This is a genomic window from Caldicellulosiruptor changbaiensis, from assembly GCF_003999255.1.
Lineage (GTDB): Bacteria > Bacillota > Thermoanaerobacteria > Caldicellulosiruptorales > Caldicellulosiruptoraceae > Caldicellulosiruptor > Caldicellulosiruptor changbaiensis.
In genome coordinates, this window is sequence record NZ_CP034791.1 from 2,192,493 (window position 1) to 2,211,996 (window position 19,504).

Genomic DNA, 19,504 nt, shown 5'->3' on the forward strand with positions numbered 1-19,504 from the left:
AAAAAAATTTGTAAGAATGCTGTATGAAAAGTTCGATGATAATTATTTTCAATTTAAGAACAAGGTAAATTCCAGAATGTCCACAAGTATAATTTTTTCGTCAAATCGAATTTCAAGATATAAAGAACAATTATATATAACACCTTCAACCTCTCCCCAGACTATTACCTCCCTATCGTTTCTAAAAAAGACCTTCTTCTCATTCAATGGCAATATTTTGCCATTACTATCAATGTAGAAATCTAAGCATGTTTTCATATTCTTAACGCATAAATTTTTGTCCATATTTTCTATGATATACTTACTTGTAGTGATCTTTTTTGAATTATTGTAAACCAACTCAAAATAATCATTATATTTTATTATTTTGGGAAGTAGAATATAAAACCTATCTGGAATTAGTACAAATTACCTGTTTTTCACTTTATTTCTATTTTATCTTTTAGTATATATAATTTCATGTTGTTTTACACTTCTTACCTATCTATGGCAACTTATATTTAAATTACTTTTCCAACAAATTTCTCTTTGGAATTTCTATACAAATTTTATCTTATACATTTTCTCTCTGTCAATCCCGTTTTTTTTTTAACCAATTTTCAATTAAATTTTGAGTTCAGAATATACTTTTCTTTAAATAACTCAAATTTTCTTAAATTTTCTTAAGTTTATAATAAAAAATCAATTTATCTTACTCGTAATTCAGTCGTCAAAAACTTTCACCCAATCAGCCTCGTTTTCTTTGCCGAAGAAAGTGTAGACACCGAAAATATCTTTTTTACCTTCTAAGTCGATACCAAGGACAACATAACAAGCAGCTTGTTTAACCTTAGAGTTATCCTTAACTTCACTTTTGAATAACCATCGGTGAAAAGAAGCAAAAGCACTTGTTGGTAGTTCTCTTTGTTTGAATAACTGAAGCTCATTTTTGAGAACCTTCTTTGATTTTTTAGTGAGTCATTTTCGGAATACGGAAAATTCAAAGCTTTCAAAGTCTGGACAAGGGAACGCTCAAGAATAACCATTGATGTACTTGTGACATCAGAAGGTCAGTGTATGAACCATCAACTCTTTTGTAGCGGAAAGAAGAGGATAGAAGGTCGGAAATTCTAAGGGCGTGTACGAGGAACAGAAATTTCAAGACACAAGGCAGGTGTTGCAAGTTTTCTCTCATAGAAGCCATTGCCTTTATCGTTTTCGTTTTTAGCAAGGTAAACAGTTCTTTCTGATAACATAAAGTAATCGAGCAAGTTTTACTTTTAGCTGTTTTAGAGCTGGGCGAGTAGGATCATCACAGGAAGCAATACATATTTAGCACTTGTTCGATAGCCATATTTTTAGCGGTCTCAAAAATTTCATTTTTCTCCATAATCGTGAACTCCCTTTGGTGATTATTTCAATACTAATTATACAGTAGACACAATTTTATTTTAACTCCCTTTGTTTACATCTTAGGAAATGGATTGATGGTTAAGAAATAAAGAGAAAAGATTAAATGATTTTTTATAGGTAGAATGAAAAATGGGAGCGGGTGGTCAAAGTAACATTCTCCATAAGGACGAAGACCCTGCATATGAGCATAACTGACGTCCATGCCATGGTAGATGGGACGAGGGAATTGAGGGCAAGTGAGAAAAGACCCTGAGAGACATGAGAGGGTAAACACCATGGTTTTAGTGGCTAGAAACCCGCCGCAATATGGTAGAATAACAATATAAATACAATATAGAGGCTGAGTCTAAGCCGGACATGGTGAAATAAAACAATAATAACAATATCAAGAACAAAATTATTTGTTTAGATAGCGAAATTTAAAGAAATCGCGAGATATTTTGAGAAAATCAAAGATACATTGAGAGAGAGGATATATTTAAAAAAGCTGATACCTTTTATTCTTTGCTTTGTAAGAAATAGGCGGTAAATATGTCTTCACCAAGCACCGATCAATTTTGAGAAATCCAATTCAACACCTTCTCTCTCAATATACCTTTGATTTTCTCAAAATATCTCGCGATTTCTTTAAAATTCGCTATCGAAACAAATAATTTTGTTCTTGATATTGTTATTATTGCTTTATTCTACCATACCTAGCTTAGACTCAGCCTCTCTCTTGTATTTATCTTGTTGCTCTACCATATTACGGCGGGTATCTATCCACAACAACCATGGTGTTTACCCTCTCATGTCTCTCAGGGTCTTTTCTCACTTGCCCTCAATTCCCTCGTCCCATCTACCATGGCGTGGACGTCAGTTATGCTCGTATGCAGGGTCTTCGCCCGTATGGAGGATGTACTCTGACCACCCGCTCACATTTTTCAATCTACTTTCTATAAAAAATCATTTAATCCTTTCTCCTTCATTTCTTAACCATCAATACATTTTCTAAGATGTGAACTATTATTAAAAGGGGCGCTTTGCTACTCGACATGACTTAATCTCCTCGCAAAGCTAAGAATTTCTTTACCCCCTCAAGATGTGAATCACTCAAACTATTTCTCCTGCTTTAAACTAAGAATGTTCAAGCAATTTTTCTCACTTCGCTTCACTTCACGCTGTCCTTGCTAAAGCCTCTCTCTTTATATCGCTCAACATCTTGTTCCCATCATACTTTACGCCTTTTTTCAAAATCGCATAAAACACCCTTATCAATTTACAACACAGTGCTATTAATGATTGCTTCTTCTTCAAGGGATTGTTCTCTCGCGTGGTGTAATACCTGTGCAGCTGCTTAAATTCTTCATTCTTTGCTACTATTGTAATCATGGCCTTGAACAAGCTACTTCTGAGCCTTCCTCGCCCTCTTTTACTTATACACGTCTGACCCTTGTACTTGCCAGAACTATTCTCAACTATATTGAGTCCCGCTAATTTCTGTATCTGCTTCGAATCCTCATACCTCTTTATATCTCCAACCTCTGAAATAAATCCAACTGCTGTCTTCACTCCAACACCTTTTATTTCAAGAAGCTTATCGCCATTCGGCACCTCTTTCAAAAGCTCTGCCATCTCGGCTTCTATCTCTTCTACTTGCTTGTTTAAAAGCTCATATTCTTCAAGCAAATATTTTATCTCTTGTCTTGCCAGCTTTCTACCTTCTTTTTTACCTATACTTCTTTTGGCAGCTTCTGTTAAATCCATCGCCCTCCTGCGACTAATCGCTCGCTTATCTACTTTGTCACGCCAGTACTCTATAATCCCTTCTACTTCCTTCCCTACTACATCACAAGGCAATGGCATTTCTCTCAGCGTCGCTATTGCTGTCTTGCCTTCCCAATCAGAAAATACTCCTAAAAACTCTGGAAAATATATATCAAGCCAATTGATTATTTGATTTTTTAAAACATTCAGCTGTTTTTGAAGCCTTTCATATATGTTCATCGCTACTCTCATCTCAGCATATATACCCTCGGGTATATTTGGTTCTGTGTATCTTCCATCCTTCACAAGCATTGCTATCGTCTTCGGATCCTTTATATCACTCTTAGTTTGCGTGTTATCATCAAGCTCCTTGCTCCTCTTCACGTGAAAAGGATTCACTAATACCACTTTTATGCCATTCTCTCTTAAGTACTGCTCAAAGCACAGCCAGTAATGCCCTGTAGGTTCTATCCCAACTATCATACTCTCCTTGCCATTTGCTTTCATTATCTTATTTGCCCAATCCAGAAATTTTTCCATACCTTCTTTCCTATTCTCAAATTCTATTCTCTTACCAAGCTCCACTCCTCTGAAGTCAAATGCTCTACCAACATGCCTTTCCTTTGCTATATCTACTCCTACAACTAAAGTTCTTTCTGTGACTTGTAATATCTTTTCATTTTGTGTATACTTCAAAGAGGGTACCTCCTTTGTTGTGTTTTTTCGTAAGTTGTACAACTTACTTTATTAATTTTATCAGGAGGTACCTTATCTTTTCAAATCTCTTTTCTCTTCATTTTCACTCATTTTCGTTCATTACAGGAATGCTCGTATAATATGATTATCAAATCACTTAAAACTTCATATCTCAATTGGTACATTTAATTATCAGTACCAATTGATTACTGGAAATTCATTTTGATAATGCACCTTTCTTAAAACACTCATTTCTCAAAAATTGAATATTAAAATTGACTGCTACAGTTTAAATTTGCCCTTTATCTTTGGTAAACTAAAATCAGAAAAAGTTTAAGCCTGATTTAGTTTATTTGGATATATTTTGAACACCTCCTGCTGGACGTGCTTTGACATCTGCACGCCACAGCTTGCGAAAGACTGAACCCCAAAGGATTACATGAGTAATGTTTACTCGTTTGCTGTGCACGGTCAGGTTACCACATCTGATTTGAGCATATCAGATGTGTGCACCCTGTAAACTGCTCCGTAGCTCTAATATCGGCGAGGCTGCATTACATGTAATCCCCAAGGATAAAGGGCTTAACACTTTTTCTTACCACTACTTGCAAAAAGGAGGTCTTCAAATTGCCAAATACTTTAATCGTGGGCATTGATATCAGTAGTCAGTCAAATTCTATCTTCTTCATCGATGATGCCGGTAATCACTTGATTAAAAAACCTTTTTCCTTGCCTAATGATCAAGAAGGCGCTAACGAATTAATCAAAAGAGTTATTGACTGCCTCAGCCAGTATAATCTATCCTGTATTAAGTTTGGCATGGAAGCAACTTCACATTACGCTTGGCATCTGCACTTGTATCTTGCTTCTTCATCTGAACTGCTGCCATATAAACCAACTTTTTATGTTCTCAACCCAAGCATAGTCAAAGGCTTCAAAAAAATCTACACTTTCTTGCCTAAAACAGATAGCATCGATGCAATTATCATCGCTGAATGTGTCAGGTTCAGCAAACTCAACCCAACACCTTTGCCTGATTTTAAATATGCTGCACTACAACGCCTTACCAGAATGCGCTATCATCTTGTTCACAATCTAACTCGCGAAAAAAACAGAGCTCTCAATCTCATATACCTTAAATTCTCTACTTATTCTCAAGACTGTCCATTTTCAGATATCTTCGGTAAAGCTTCTTGTGCTATCATCGAAAACTTTACACCTGATGATATCGCTTCTATGCCTTTAGAAGACTTAATTAAATTCGTATCCGATAACGGCAACAATAGACTCTCAGATGTCAATAAAATCGCTGAAATACTTAAAACCGAGGCTCAAGCGTTCATACAGATTACATCCTCTGTTGGCTGAGGCAAATGACTTAGCTTTGTCTATGACCCTTGAAAACATTAGATTTATGCAAGAACAACTTAAAAAACTCGACAAAGAAATCTCAAAACTTCTTAAAGCTTTCTCTCAAACATTAACAACCGTCCCTGGCATAGGAGATGTTCTTGCAGCCGGCATCATCGCTGAAATCGGTGATATCAAGCGCTTCAAAAATGAAGCTGCTTTGGCAAAGTATTCTGGCCTTGTTTGGACTCAGTACCAATCAGGCAACTTCAATGCCCAAGATGTCTCATTAGCTAAGTGTGGTAACCAATACCTGAGATACTATCTTGTTGAAGCTGCTAACTGTGTAAGGGTGCACACAGTACGCTACAAAGCCTTCTACAACAAGAAGTTCTCAGAGGTTACCAAGCATCAGCATAAACGTGCCCTCGTCCTAACCGCAAGACGCTTAATTCCTTTGATCTTTGCCATGCTCAGCAAAGGTCAAATATATCAAGAAAGAGGTGATGTTTACAATACTTAGTTAGTCCCAATTTTTTAATTTAATAATCTTTCCCAAACAAGCTGCCAGTTAAATTTTTCCATGCTGAGCGGCTCGGTATTTTATTGTCTTTTTTGCCCTAATTATCTAAAAAAATTTTTTAAAAAACCCCCTTGACATTATACCGTTTGTCTTTTAGCTGATAGTATTCAGTTAATTCATTTTTGTTATATACAAAAACCTCATAATCTTTCACTTGACCATATCTAATAATATCATCTTCAAAGTTAATCACTTTTGTAATATTTGATTTATTAATTTCAAATTTATCAATAGCAGAATTATGAGTAAAGATATAAATCTCTTTGCCTCTATAATATGGATTATATCTAACAAAATTTGTATACTTCCATTTCTTCAAAAAAAGAATATATTTGTGGCCTGGTTTCATAAGATTATAGCCATAGTATGCAAAATAATTGTTGTATTTACCTAAATTAAAATAACTTGGCTCAAATATGTAAATTTTTGAATTTTTTATATCCCCTTTGTAAGTCTTGATAACATTGAAAGCTGTCAGTACTGAACCTTTTACATAAATTCTATCGCTCAGTGCAGTACCCTTTACAATTACATCAGAATCTTTAATAATCTTTTCTAACGAAAATTTTTCATTATTCCATCCCTTAAAACTACCACCATTTAAAAAAACGCATTGGTCTTTTATATTTTCACTGATAGTTTGTGTCTCAATATTAATAAATGATTTTTTTACTAAAAAACTTACAACTATATCTAAGGCTAAAATAATAAATATCACCACAAACCACTTTTTATTCATCTTTGTTTTCATCCTCCGAATAGTAAACTTTCCCTGAATCTACCCTGAACTTATAATCACATAGCAAATTTATATCTTCCTTTATATGACTTGCTAATAAAATTGTTGCTCCTTTCCCCTTTTCCTCCAATAAAATTTGTCTTACAAGTTTAACACCATCTTCATCAAGAGAATTTGTTGGCTCGTCAAGAACAATCAATTTAGGTTTTTCCATTATAGCTTGTGCAATTTTCAATCTTTGTTTCATACCAAGCGAATATTTCTTATACGGTCTTCTATCTTCTGGATCAAGCCCAACCCTTTTTATTGCACTCTTGATCTCATCATCAGTAATTACATTTTTTATAGAAGCCAATAATTTGAGATTTTGAAAACCTGTTAAATTATCCCACAAGTCAACATTTTCTATAATTACCCCTACACTCTCAGGAAAAGAAATATCTCTCCCTATCCTCTTTCCAAAAACAATAACTTCTCCAAATGTTGGTTTTATTAATCCACATATAGCTCTAAATAACATAGTTTTGCCAGAACCATTCCTACCATAAAATCCATAAATCTTTCCCTCTTCAAGTTCAAGATTAACATTATCTAAAATAACTTTTCCTTTGATTATCTTTGTTAAATTTCTAATTTCTATTGCTTTCATATTTAAAATCACCTCTTTCCTGTCAATCTCTCTCGAATATTTCAATATTTTTAACTACTTTTATTCCTATTATCACTACAATCGAAAAATAAATAGCAAGTATAAACATTGACCACCATATGCTAAAACCATTTATGCTATCTATTCCATAAATTCCAGTTATATCTACAATAAATCTATCACTATGCCAACTTAAAACAGCTTGTAGAACAGGACTGAATTTTATTAAAAGATAATTGAAATCACTTAAAGATATAAAAGATGGAACAAAAAATATTAGCCAAACTGTTATAGTAAACAAAAAGGATATTCTTGAACTTATATATAATGATAATATATTTGCAACTATAGTAAACAACATTATAGAAATAAAATTTAGCAGAACTATTATTGCACAACACAATAGACCTTTTATAAAAGAGTCCACCCTAAATTTATTTGCCAAGGCAAATAGTGTTGTGGTTATTACAAATGTAATCAGAAAAGATAAAATGTGTAAAGATATAAAATAAAGCTTACTAAAATACCATGAAAGCCTACTATCTTTTCTTGTAAAAATGTAAACTGCACATCTTTTAAAATCATGAGAAAAAACATTTCCTAAGGTAGCCATAAGATATAATCTGGGCAAAGCATATATTAAAGGATATATAAAAGAAGTTACTTTACCCGGAAAAGGTAAATAATTGAAACTCAAAATCAAAAAAATCTCAACAGAAGTATTACTATAAAATTTCAAAGACATCAGCCAATATAAATCAATTAACAAAGAGATAACTAAGGAACTGACAATACTATTTATCAGTTTTCTGATTTCTTATCACCTCTGTAAATATCTATTTTTTTCAATGTATTTGTCATAATAATGTTCAAGAAGGTAAAAAGCAGCAAAAAATAACTAAGGTATATTCCAAATAAAAAAAGATGCTTTTTTAGCGATAAACTATAGCTCATCAGAAAATTTATTAACATACCTAAGGTAATACCAGAAAAATTCACTGTTTTAAATATATATATAAAGACAAAATCTATGAAAGGCACTAATATGCCAACTATATACGCCGTAATAGCTCTTTTAATAATAGCCAATACAATAAGATATACTGTTCCATATACAACTAACAAAAGAAGCACAATAAATAGAAACTCTAAAATGAATATAAACTCCTTGTAGCTTAAAGCTTTTAAATACTTTGAACTCAACATAACAGTTACTATCAAAGGTATAGTGTATATAGATAATAAATAGATTAAGGTATCTTTTAGTAAAATTTTTATTTTTTCCTTCCACCAATCCTCAACATAAGTATATTTCAGAATAATCAGGCAATTATCCATATGTATTTGCGAACTGACCAAAAGAAGATATATGGGTACATAAAAAAACGTAATTACGTTTGCTTTAAATATTTGACTTAGAATTAAATCAATCGTCCATGCTTTATTCTTATTCAAAAATTTAAACAAAGAAATCGAAAGTACTAATTCCACAAATAAAGTTGCAAAATAAGCTATAAATTTTCTTGCTAAGTTTAAATAGAAAATTCGCCTAAATTTCATTATACTTCATCCTTACTACATTTAAAGTTTATAATAATAAGACTTATAAAGAACAACATAATCATAAAGATTAGGAAATATTGGTAATTTGTAATTTCAGAAGAAAATGGAAGAATAATTAAATAATCAGCTATTGAAAATGTAGTTGACGAACTAATTAATTTTCCAATAAAATTTTCCAGCAGATAGAATAAAAAAGCTAAAATAACCACCAAATATCTGTTCATTTTTCTAAAGAAGGATATAGAATATGAAACCAAAGCAATGATACCAGCGCAAACGCCATTTAAAAGCATATAAAATAAATTATGTAAATAAGGATTTATCGAATGTAATTTTGAAAGTTGTACTGTACTTAAAAATTGATAAGCATTATATGTTGGATGGTTAAATACGTTTTCCGATGGAGAATAAACTGGCAATAGACAAAAGCATAATAATTCATCAAAAAGCAAAGGTACAAAAACTACAATAAAACCAGAGAAAAAGACAACTATTCCCTTACAAAAAAGATACACTCTTTTATCACAACGCGTAATAATAAAATTTATAACTCCTGCCCTTTTATCCTCTAAATATGAATCTGAATACGGTATAGTTGCAAATAACGGAATTAAGAAATAAGCAAATAGTTGCCCCCATTGTCCACGAACTTTATTGTACAACAACCACATCTGATATGCAGATGGTAGTTCAAAAAGAGGTGAATTGATTAACATTACTGAATGATAAATAAAATCGACACTTATGTAAAAAAAAGCAATTACCATTACAATAAAAAATTCCTTTCTACTAAATAACCTCTTCAATTCATATTTTAACACATTAATCAAATTACAATCACTCCCAAACATTTGATAATGTAGGGCTATAGCAATAAATGCTATAACCCTACAAATTAGCTTTATTAAACTTAGCGCAAGTCATACCAACCACTTGCTTGGACAGACACAACATCTACAGCGTCATTTTGAGCCCATAAGTTGATATAGATTCCACTCTCTCAATATACCTTTGATTTTCTCAAAATATCTCGCGATTTCTTTAAAATTCGCTATCTAAACAAATAATTTTGTTCTTGATATTGTTATTATTGCTTTATTCTACCATACCCAGCTTAGACTCAGCCTCTCTATTGTATTTATCTTGTTGCTCTACCATATTACGGCGGGTATCTATCCACAACAACCATGGTGTTTACCCTCTCATGTCTCTCAGGGTCTTTTCTCACTTGCCCTCAATTCCCTCGTCCCATCTACCATGGCGTGGACGTCAGTTATGCTCGTATGCAGGGTCTTCGCCCGTATGGAGGATGTACTCTGACCACCCGCTCACATTTTTCAATCTACTTTCTATAAAAAATCATTTAATCCTTTCTCCTTCATTTCTTAACCATCAATACATTTTCTAAGATGTGAACTATTATTAAAAGGGGCGCTTTGCTACTCGACATGACTTAATCTCCTCGCAAAGCTAAGAATTTCTTTACCCCCTCAAGATGTGAATCACTCAAACTATTTCTCCTGCTTTAAACTAAGAATGTTCAAGCAATTTTTCTCACTTCGCTTCACTTCACGCTGTCCTTGCTAAAGCCTCTCTCTTTATATCGCTCAACATCTTGTTCCCATCATACTTTACGCCTTTTTTCAAAATCGCATAAAACACCCTTATCAATTTACAACACAGTGCTATTAATGATTGCTTCTTCTTCAAGGGATTGTTCTCTCGCGTGGTGTAATACCTGTGCAGCTGCTTAAATTCTTCATTCTTTGCTACTATTGTAATCATGGCCTTGAACAAGCTACTTCTGAGCCTTCCTCGCCCTCTTTTACTTATACACGTCTGACCCTTGTACTTGCCAGAACTATTCTCAACTATATTGAGTCCCGCTAATTTCTGTATCTGCTTCGAATCCTCATACCTCTTTATATCTCCAACCTCTGAAATAAATCCAACTGCTGTCTTCACTCCAACACCTTTTATTTCAAGAAGCTTATCGCCATTCGGCACCTCTTTCAAAAGCTCTGCCATCTCGGCTTCTATCTCTTCTACTTGCTTGTTTAAAAGCTCATATTCTTCAAGCAAATATTTTATCTCTTGTCTTGCCAGCTTTCTACCTTCTTTTTTACCTATACTTCTTTTGGCAGCTTCTGTTAAATCCATCGCCCTCCTGCGACTAATCGCTCGCTTATCTACTTTGTCACGCCAGTACTCTATAATCCCTTCTACTTCCTTCCCTACTACATCACAAGGCAATGGCATTTCTCTCAGCGTCGCTATTGCTGTCTTGCCTTCCCAATCAGAAAATACTCCTAAAAACTCTGGAAAATATATATCAAGCCAATTGATTATTTGATTTTTTAAAACATTCAGCTGTTTTTGAAGCCTTTCATATATGTTCATCGCTACTCTCATCTCAGCATATATACCCTCGGGTATATTTGGTTCTGTGTATCTTCCATCCTTCACAAGCATTGCTATCGTCTTCGGATCCTTTATATCACTCTTAGTTTGCGTGTTATCATCAAGCTCCTTGCTCCTCTTCACGTGAAAAGGATTCACTAATACCACTTTTATGCCATTCTCTCTTAAGTACTGCTCAAAGCACAGCCAGTAATGCCCTGTAGGTTCTATCCCAACTATCATACTCTCCTTGCCATTTGCTTTCATTATCTTATTTGCCCAATCCAGAAATTTTTCCATACCTTCTTTCCTATTCTCAAATTCTATTCTCTTACCAAGCTCCACTCCTCTGAAGTCAAATGCTCTACCAACATGCCTTTCCTTTGCTATATCTACTCCTACAACTAAAGTTCTTTCTGTGACTTGTAATATCTTTTCATTTTGTGTATACTTCAAAGAGGGTACCTCCTTTGTTGTGTTTTTTCGTAAGTTGTACAACTTACTTTATTAATTTTATCAGGAGGTACCTTATCTTTTCAAATCTCTTTTCTCTTCATTTTCACTCATTTTCGTTCATTACAGGAATGCTAATTTTTCTATTCGCATCCCTTCATAGGTACCCATGAAAGGTTGATGCCAACAATAACACTGAATCCAATTTTTCCACCAATATTATTTTTAGTGTGATTATTTCTCTGATTTCTTTATTAAAGATATTTTGTACTTTCTATACCTTTAATGTAGATTTATTCTTGTAAATTTCTGCATATATTTTATTATTTATGTCTTCACCTGTCAATCCCGTTTTTTTTTTTTTTTTTTTAGACTATATTTCTTTAATTTTTTAGCTAAAACTAAGCTTTCTTTAAAATTTCTTTATATTTCTTCAATTTTCTTAAATTTTTATTAGATATTGAACAGCTAAAAAAAATAGGCTCCATAACAAATAGGCTCTTTGTCAAAAGTTGGGGTAGGCATTCTAAATATCAACCTCTCTTTTGACAAAGAGCCAGATTAATAGAAACTTTTTAATCATTTCTTTTTTCTTTTTATCACCAAAGGAAGCCTGAATTTTAACACAAACTTATAACATACATTAAATAGAAACTTTTTCTACAACAAAATGGAAGTTTAAATAAAATTAAGGCTCATAACCTGGTAGATAACTGAAGTTTTCTGAAGTAATTTTCCATTTTCCGTTTTCTTTTGATAAGTTAAAATAATATCTTATTACACCTTTTGGATTATATGTCACCAATTTTTTGGGAAGTTTTTGCGTTTCTTCATACAGCCTTTTCTGATATTCTATTGTCATTTCTTCAGGCTTTATGCTTCCATTTACTTTATTATCAATTGGAATCAACGCAACCATTTTGTTTTCGCAATATACATCTGCTATGACTGTTGCTGTATCACCTTCAATCCTTGTTTCTAAAAATTTTATATCATTTATTTTCCATTCAACAGTCCTTATATCTGAGGGTGAATAAGCTTCTCCTAAAACAGCCGTTTGAAAAACCTTTATTTTATTTGCTAAAATCCCTGACTTTGCACTGTAATATTTCTCACATTCCTGGGTAACTTCATTTATCTTTCTGTCTATAAGCTGTGAAGGAATTTTAATATCTGGTGATTTTGTATACTCTGATGGATACACACTTTTTTACTATAAATATTTAGTGCACTCTTCACCACTCCTTTTATTTCCTCCTCATTATTCAATTGCTGAATACTTTCTGCATTATAACCAATTATAGTTGCAACTATTGTAATAAGTACCAATAAACCTAATACAAATAATTTTCTTTTTTTCATAAAATTTGACCTCCCCATCTTATTGTGGTCTAACAGCAATTATGATTGTAGACAGAGGATTAAGATTATATGGCTTTAAGTGCCATATTGCCCATTTTTCTATCTGTTGTGTGTTGATCTTGCAAAACACCGTTTATCCGAGAATCAGGGTCTTTGGCATAAACCACTACAATAGCAGAATGATCATATGTTCCATCAGAATCCCAATCATAAAATAATACATCTCCTGGTTTTAGGGAAAAGTTAAAGTCTGACTGAGAACTATAATCCCATCTCCCAATATACATAGCATTATTTGCACTAAGCAACCAATATCTTAGACTATCGGCAACACTCCAAGCCTGTCCCCAATTCCACCACCAAAGTACTTTTTCACAATACCAACCTCGTTGTTTATCAAATGGGATAAGTCCACCTTCATGTAATGCCTGAGAAACAAAATTTATATAATATTTGCTAAAATTAGGTTAATCAGGATTTCTGCTTAATGCCCATGTATCTGCATAATTTACAGCTCCGCCAGAGGAGTAATATGCATTTACTTTAACACAATCAAAAAAACTCAAAAATATAGTTAATATCAAACTTATGGTAACATATGTAGTAACTTTTTTAGTAATTACCATTTTCTTGATCTCACTTCTTGTTTTGATGTTTATCACAACCCTTCTCAGCCGGCTGATGAAAGGCTGTTGCTTATTTCCCTAACTTCAATCTCCATTTTCTAAAACTCTTTCAAACATCATATGCCAGTTCCTCTAAACCTATCTGTCCTTGTTACACTTCTTATTTATGTAATTGATATTTCTTTATCCATACTCCAAACAAATTGTTGCCATGTTTCTTTGAGCACAATCTGTTATGCTACTTTAAACAATAGTATCTTCTTATCATTTCTTCATCTAACTTGTTTTTTATATCTCAGTTTCTTTATTTTCTTATTTGCGGTATTTTATTCTTAAAATATTTTTTCTGTTAACTTTTTCTTGGAATTTCTAAGCAAATTTTATCTTATATATCTTCACACTGTCAATCCCGTTTTTTTTTAGACTATTTTCAATTAAATTTTGAGCTCAGAATATGCTGGTCAAGTCCAAATTTTTGTGTAAAATACCCCTGGTTAGTTGTTAGAAGATGAACGTTCTTTATCACCACCATTTAATTCATTGTACCACTTCCGTTCCATGGGCTCAAGGATACACAACGTCAGGCTTTTGCGTATCCTTGACACCATGGGGCTTCAGCAGTTATCAAAAACTTACGGTGGTGATTAAGGTTACTTTATTGAAATAACTTTATCTTTCGATTTTTTTGAAATTTCCTTTTGCCACTCGAAATACTCAGCCATATCTAAATACTTCCTCCCTGAAACCCTTTTCTCATCTTGTTCCATTAACAATGCTCCTATTAGACGAATGCCAGATTCTCGACTTGGGAATATTCTTACAACTCTTTCACGACGACGAATTTCTTCATTTAGACGCTCTAACATATTAGTAGTACGAAGTCTCCTTCGATAAGACTCAGGAAGTTCTAAAACCGCTATTGCATCTTCAAACCCTTCTTCTAATATCTTCATTTCTTTAGGAACTTTATCTCTATATTCATCTAATATTTGATTTAATAGCATTCTCGCTGTTTTGGAATCCGGTGCTTAAAATATGGCTCTTAGTTTGGCATGTAATTCTTTTTGTAAAACTTTTGGAGTCTTATCAAGGATATTTCTCATAAAATGTGTTTGGCACCTTTGCCATGTAGCTCCCTGAAAGTGCCGACAAATAGCTCGCACAAGTCCACTGTGATGATCGGAAACTACCAAATCAACTCCATGTAGCCCTCTGTGCTTCAGCCATGAAAAGAATTCACTCCAGCTGTTTTCTGATTCACTGTGTCTTATCATAAGGCCTAATACTTCCCTATAGCCGTCCTCATTTATGCCTACAGCAATTAATACGCTGCATTGACGAACACGTCCCTCTTCTCTTACTCTTATCACCATTGCATCAACTATAACAAAGGGAAAGCTATTTTCTCTTAAAGGTCTTGAATTCCACGCTGTAATAATAGGATCGAGGTTTTTGCAAAGCTCGGAAATTGTGGATTTTGAAAATTCAGTTCCACAAAGTTCATAAGTGATTTCTTCGATTTTTCGGGTAGATACTCCATTGATCACCATCTCCATTAATGCCAACAAAAGGGCCTGCTCACTTCTCTGGTAACGGTTAAAAAGATCAGTGGTAAACTTGCCATTGCGGAGTCTTGGTACTTTTAAGGTGAGAGTTCCAACTCTGGTAATTAAGCTTCTTGAATAATAACCATTACGATAATCCTGTCTTTCTTCTGTCCTTTCATAAGGTTCAGCTTTAACTTGTTCAGTAGCCTGAGCTGCTAAAATTTGATTAAGTACAGATTCTAACAACTTAGCTAGCTTTTCATCCTTAGTCCCTTGCACAAAAAGGTAACGCAAAATCTCAGAATCTATGGTAATATTATATTGAGCCATTTCTCATCCCTCCAGTTAGATCTTTTGGTTTGTTTCTATTTCTATTCTAACCAGGGGTGGGGAATGGCTCAACACCTTTTTACACAATTATATAAGACTTAACTCTGGTTTTCAGAGATAGTTAATTCTTTTGATGTTCCGTATACAAATAGTGTAACAGAAGGTTTTAACAACAAGATAAAAGTATTAAAGAGGAATGCATATGGATATAGGAATTTTGAGAGGTTTAGGAAAAGGATTTTATACAGTTGTGATAGTTAGGAGTTAGAAAGAGAATAATTAAAAACCCGCCGGGGAGGTGGGTTAAGGTGGTATTGAGTTTTTAGAATCATTTTTCTATAAGAGGTATATATAACATTAAATGTATTCTTGATAAAACTAAAGAGGTGGGCATTCAGAATACCCACCCCAACTCTTGACATAGAACCTGAAAAATATTATAAAAAACTTCATTCAGAAAGATAGAAAGCTTCTTAGCCTAATTATCATTTTTTAACTTTAATTCTATGACTGCATCAAAGTTATTGAGAAATATTTTTCTCAACTCTTGCTATACATTCTAAGAGTTCTTTTTCGTATTCTTCATACACTTTTTTGGTTTTTGAGTTTTTGAATGACTGCAAATCTTCGTTTAAGGCATTTAATAAAAATATTGTCTTTTCAATATCAGGTTGAATATTAATAATTTTTTCTTTATTTTTAGGGTCAACTATTTTTGTTTTAATTTTCTTTAGAAAATCAACCATTTTGATAATTAATTCATATCTTGAGTTAATTATTTTACCTATTTCCTTATCTTCAAATATGTTTGGCTCTTTTGCAATTAACATCGTCAATGTATTATTTAAAAAATATGCCTCAAGTCTTCCGTTTAGATATGAAAAATCCATATTTTCATCTTTGATGAGATATTCCAGAATATCACTTGCATCAGAGAGTTTATGAGAATATTCGACAAAAAATATATTAATAATTTTTGCATTATAATTGACTTTAAACACTTCCAATTTGTTTATTCTACTAAACAAAAAGCCTCCTATAATCACACTCAAAATTAAATATGCTAAAAAAATAATTACTAAAATATTGCACAAATAAGTTTTTTTCAATTAACGAATAACCCCCTTACTAGTATTTAAAAGCATTGTCAGCTGCTTTTTCCCACATCTGCTCTATTTGATTTATTGTTACTGTATAACCAATTGAGCCACTCACTACTCCGCTACCTCCGTAATCAATTTTGTTAGATAAACTAATTGTTGTCTGTGTAGTTGTAAAAGTATGAGTATACTTGGCACCAACTTCATACCAATTGCCATCAACAACTTTTGGAGCAAGAACAACAGTTGCATAATAATATTTACCAACTTCTATATTTTTATCAAACACATTAAATACCAATGTGCCTTTCTTTTTGTTGGTGATATCTCTTAAATCCACATATTTTGTTTCAGATGTACTGTAGTTATCATAGGATAATCTGTCACTATCCCAAAAAAGACCCAAAACATCATACGAGCCAGGGCACGTCTCTTTTTTATTAAATTTAAACATATAACTAACATAATAAAGTTGTGAACCTGCTCTTCTTGCTATGGCAATTTCATGCTCCATTTCATAAGCTTCTATTTTTTGGATAGATATGTTTTGTTCATTGTTAGCAAATTCAATGTATACCCCTATTTTTTCTAAATCATCCTTTATTTTTTGTTTATTGTCCATATGAAGTCTTATATAATTGTTAATGAAACCTACAAATTCATCCGTATCAAAAGATAGGATTTTCTCTTTGACAATGTTAAGCCTTTGACTATCTAATGTATCTATATCTGTTATTGAAAAAACGTCAATCTTTTCTGTTTTATTCTGATTTTTAGTTTGGTTGTATACTTCTCCATAACCCGTATCGGTATTAACTACATTGAATAATATAGATAATGAGCATATAATTAAAAGAAAACAAATATTCTTTTTAATTTTTTTCATAAAATGTTCCTCCTCTTTTTTGTTTTGATATTTATCTCAACCTTTTTCAGCCGGTTGATAAAAGGTTAGAGCTTAGATTTAAAAAATTCTAATCTTTTTATTCTAAAGTTTTTTCAAATATCATACGTTGCCTATTTAAAACTCTATCTGCATCTCATACATTTCTTAGCTCATCTATTTCCCCTACACTGCAAACAAATTGTTGATAAGCCTTCTTGAGCACAGTCTGTTATATCTTGTGCCTTATATAATAGTATCTTCTTTTTATTTTTTTCAATCAACTTGTTTTTTTATATATTCATTCTTTTATTTTCTTTTAAGACTATTCTATACTTAAATTATTTCTTCTGTAAATCTCTTCTTGGAATTTCTATGTAAATCATAACTTATATATTTTCTCTTTGTCAATCCCGTTTTTTCCTTTTTTTAGCCAATTTTTAGCTAAATTTTGAGCAAAAAATACATATTTCTTTAATTAACTTTAAATCTCTTCGATTTTCTCGATTTTTAAAATTAAAAATTATAGGTTGTTGAATAAAAAATATTACCAACAATACATAAAATAAACAAAAGTTATTGATTCCATTCATAAGCGAAAGAAAACTTCTTACCTTCTAACTTTCTAAGAAGTTGCTCAAATAGAAAAGTAATTAGTATCCAATCAATATACCTTTTATAATTTCTAAATCCCTTGAGCCTCACATTCTCAAGATTATATTCACCTTTTAATTTGCTAAATAGTCTTTCAATCTTTGTTCTCTGCTTGTATAGCTTTTTACCCTCTTCAGTTTCTAAAAATCTTATGTTCTTGCTTCTAAAACTATTGCTAACATTGTTTTTATTTTTCATGTTTCTTTTGTTTATCCCAGCAACAAATTTAACTTTAAGCTCATTTGCTATATTAAACCATCTGCTACAATCGTATCCCGCATCTGCTAATACAATCTCACAGCCAAAGCCCCATGCCCTATACAAAAGCTCTTCTTGTCTTGAGTCATGTTCATTTGCCCCTGTTAAAATCCAGAAAAGTGGTATTACTTCTTCTTTACCTGTACACAAAAGATGTAATTTGTATCCCCTGAAAAATCCTATTGTAATATGTATACCTATTTTTGCTTCTGAATCATTTTTGGCACTTCTCAGCGGCGTAGAGTCTACTATCGCTATACTCATATCAGGTTCTATCTTAGCTATTAATATGTCTTTTATATCTTGCATGTATTCTTTTTCTATTTTTCTTGACAACTTTGCAAAATATGAATAGTCCGGACTTTCTTCTATACCTACTACTTGCTTAAACTCTGTGTCTTGATTTATTCGATATTCTAATTCTCTGAAACTCTTTATCCCCTTTTTAACTTTATAAACCAAACAAGCTATTATCTGAAACAGATTAAATTTCCTCGGTCGTCCCCTTCTATTTTGCTTTATCTTCCTCGATAAAACTTCAGTAACCTTTTTTATTACAAAAAGCAGCTTTAAAAATTTCTTATTTTGTGCTTTAATATTCTTAGTCATCTTTTTCCCCCTTGTGTTTTGTTGTGGTTTTCTCTTAAATTAAAATTATAACACAAGGGGGCTTTTTTCTTTTGTTACTATGTTTACTCTATATGGTTATTTCTTTTATTCAACAACCTCTTAAAAATTAATTTAAATACTTTTACTAAAAAAATATGCTCCCTTTTAATCAAAAGTTTTGTCTCTTTATTGCTTACTAAAAGTAGAGCATATCAAACTTATCGTTTGTGGAAGTCCCTTTATTAATATTCAATATCTGAAACAACTACATCAAAAGTAGCCACCGCTTCATCTTCTGTAATGGCTTTCTCAGAAAATACTCAAATAGGTTAAAGATAAGGTTACTTTTTAACTATTCTTGCATCTTTCCCGTATGTACAGAAAATTTTATTAATAGTTGCAAATTTAACTTTTAATTTTGTATTATTAGTTTTTTCTTGTTTTAATTTTTTCTGAAAAAACTAATTTAATATTTTTTGTTTCTTAAAATCTTTACATTAAATACCATTCTACTACTTTGTCGTTTGCTATTAACACTCATTTCTATTGTTGAAACATAATAAA

The 19,504-nt window shown here is 32.3% G+C and carries 13 protein-coding genes and 5 pseudogenes; 3 read left to right on the forward strand and 15 right to left on the reverse strand.

The features are described from left to right. Positions 1 to 48 precede the first annotated feature (48 nt). From ELD05_RS14045 to ELD05_RS10680, 3 genes and pseudogenes are all read right to left on the reverse strand, one after another. The gene (locus ELD05_RS14045) at positions 49 to 339 is read right to left on the reverse strand and encodes a hypothetical protein (RefSeq protein WP_206516881.1); all 291 of its coding nucleotides are present in this window, start codon (positions 337 to 339) and stop codon (positions 49 to 51) included. 366 nt (positions 340 to 705) lie between these two features. Continuing rightward, a pseudogene (locus ELD05_RS10675) lies at positions 706 to 1,369 on the reverse strand (transposase); the annotation flags it as partial. 1,178 nt (positions 1,370 to 2,547) lie between these two features. Continuing rightward, entirely contained in the window at positions 2,548 to 3,834 is a 1,287-nt protein-coding gene (locus tag ELD05_RS10680) for an IS110 family RNA-guided transposase (protein WP_127350861.1), read from the reverse strand. A gap of 627 nt (positions 3,835 to 4,461) precedes the next feature. Between ELD05_RS10680 and ELD05_RS15055 the strand changes: the two are divergent. Next, a pseudogene (locus ELD05_RS15055) lies at positions 4,462 to 5,707 on the forward strand (IS110 family RNA-guided transposase). Between the two features lie 118 nt (positions 5,708 to 5,825). On the opposite strand, the gene ELD05_RS10690 reads toward ELD05_RS15055, so the two are convergent. Further along, complete coding sequence (locus tag ELD05_RS10690; RefSeq protein WP_127352413.1) at positions 5,826 to 6,506, reverse strand: hypothetical protein; 681 nt, start codon at positions 6,504 to 6,506, stop codon at positions 5,826 to 5,828. Then, positions 6,499 to 7,155: an ABC transporter ATP-binding protein gene (locus ELD05_RS10695; RefSeq protein WP_127352414.1), complete on the reverse strand. Its 657-nt coding sequence runs from the start codon at positions 7,153 to 7,155 to the stop codon at positions 6,499 to 6,501. The genes ELD05_RS10690 and ELD05_RS10695 overlap by 8 nt, the downstream gene beginning before the upstream one ends. Positions 7,156 to 7,391: 236 nt before the next feature. Here ELD05_RS10695 and ELD05_RS14140 point away from each other — a divergent pair, with 236 nt between their 5' ends. After that, positions 7,392 to 7,667, forward strand: coding sequence for a hypothetical protein (locus ELD05_RS14140; protein ID WP_039766613.1), 276 nt, complete (start codon positions 7,392 to 7,394; stop codon positions 7,665 to 7,667). 289 nt (positions 7,668 to 7,956) lie between these two features. On the opposite strand, the gene ELD05_RS10705 is transcribed toward ELD05_RS14140, so the two are convergent. From ELD05_RS10705 to ELD05_RS10730, 7 genes and pseudogenes are all read right to left on the reverse strand, one after another. After that, complete coding sequence (locus ELD05_RS10705; protein ID WP_127352416.1) at positions 7,957 to 8,715, reverse strand: hypothetical protein; 759 nt, start codon at positions 8,713 to 8,715, stop codon at positions 7,957 to 7,959. Then, positions 8,715 to 9,539, reverse strand: a complete 825-nt coding sequence (locus ELD05_RS10710) for a hypothetical protein (RefSeq protein ID WP_241243697.1) — start codon at positions 9,537 to 9,539, stop codon at positions 8,715 to 8,717. The genes ELD05_RS10705 and ELD05_RS10710 overlap by 1 nt, the downstream gene beginning before the upstream one ends. 748 nt (positions 9,540 to 10,287) lie before the next feature. Continuing rightward, positions 10,288 to 11,574 (reverse strand): IS110 family RNA-guided transposase, encoded by a 1,287-nt coding sequence (locus ELD05_RS10715; RefSeq protein WP_127350861.1) that lies wholly within the window; start codon positions 11,572 to 11,574, stop codon positions 10,288 to 10,290. 685 nt (positions 11,575 to 12,259) lie between these two features. Then, positions 12,260 to 12,933, reverse strand: a pseudogene (locus ELD05_RS10720) (hypothetical protein). A gap of 65 nt (positions 12,934 to 12,998) precedes the next feature. Beyond that, positions 12,999 to 13,379 carry an amidase domain-containing protein gene (locus ELD05_RS14530; protein WP_307720925.1) on the reverse strand — a complete coding sequence of 127 codons (381 nt, stop codon included), beginning with the start codon at positions 13,377 to 13,379 and terminating at the stop codon, positions 12,999 to 13,001. Between the two features lie 21 nt (positions 13,380 to 13,400). Beyond that, positions 13,401 to 13,595, reverse strand: coding sequence for a hypothetical protein (locus ELD05_RS14535; RefSeq protein WP_241243473.1), 195 nt, complete (start codon positions 13,593 to 13,595; stop codon positions 13,401 to 13,403). A 614-nt stretch (positions 13,596 to 14,209) separates the two neighbouring features. Continuing rightward, positions 14,210 to 15,436, reverse strand: a pseudogene (locus ELD05_RS10730) (IS256 family transposase). Positions 15,437 to 15,541: 105 nt separating this feature from the next. Here ELD05_RS10730 and ELD05_RS10735 point away from each other — a divergent pair. Further along, positions 15,542 to 15,697: pseudogene (locus tag ELD05_RS10735) on the forward strand (transposase); the annotation flags it as partial. A 260-nt stretch (positions 15,698 to 15,957) separates the two neighbouring features. On the opposite strand, the gene ELD05_RS10740 reads toward ELD05_RS10735, so the two are convergent. From ELD05_RS10740 to ELD05_RS10750, 3 genes are all read right to left on the reverse strand, one after another. Beyond that, complete coding sequence (locus tag ELD05_RS10740; RefSeq protein WP_127352418.1) at positions 15,958 to 16,545, reverse strand: hypothetical protein; 588 nt, start codon at positions 16,543 to 16,545, stop codon at positions 15,958 to 15,960. Positions 16,546 to 16,564: 19 nt separating this feature from the next. Next, positions 16,565 to 17,422: a hypothetical protein gene (locus tag ELD05_RS10745; protein WP_241243474.1), complete on the reverse strand. Its 858-nt coding sequence runs from the start codon at positions 17,420 to 17,422 to the stop codon at positions 16,565 to 16,567. A gap of 573 nt (positions 17,423 to 17,995) precedes the next feature. After that, positions 17,996 to 18,940 (reverse strand): transposase, encoded by a 945-nt coding sequence (locus tag ELD05_RS10750; protein ID WP_127350942.1) that lies wholly within the window; start codon positions 18,938 to 18,940, stop codon positions 17,996 to 17,998. Between the last annotated feature and the right edge of the window lie 564 nt (positions 18,941 to 19,504).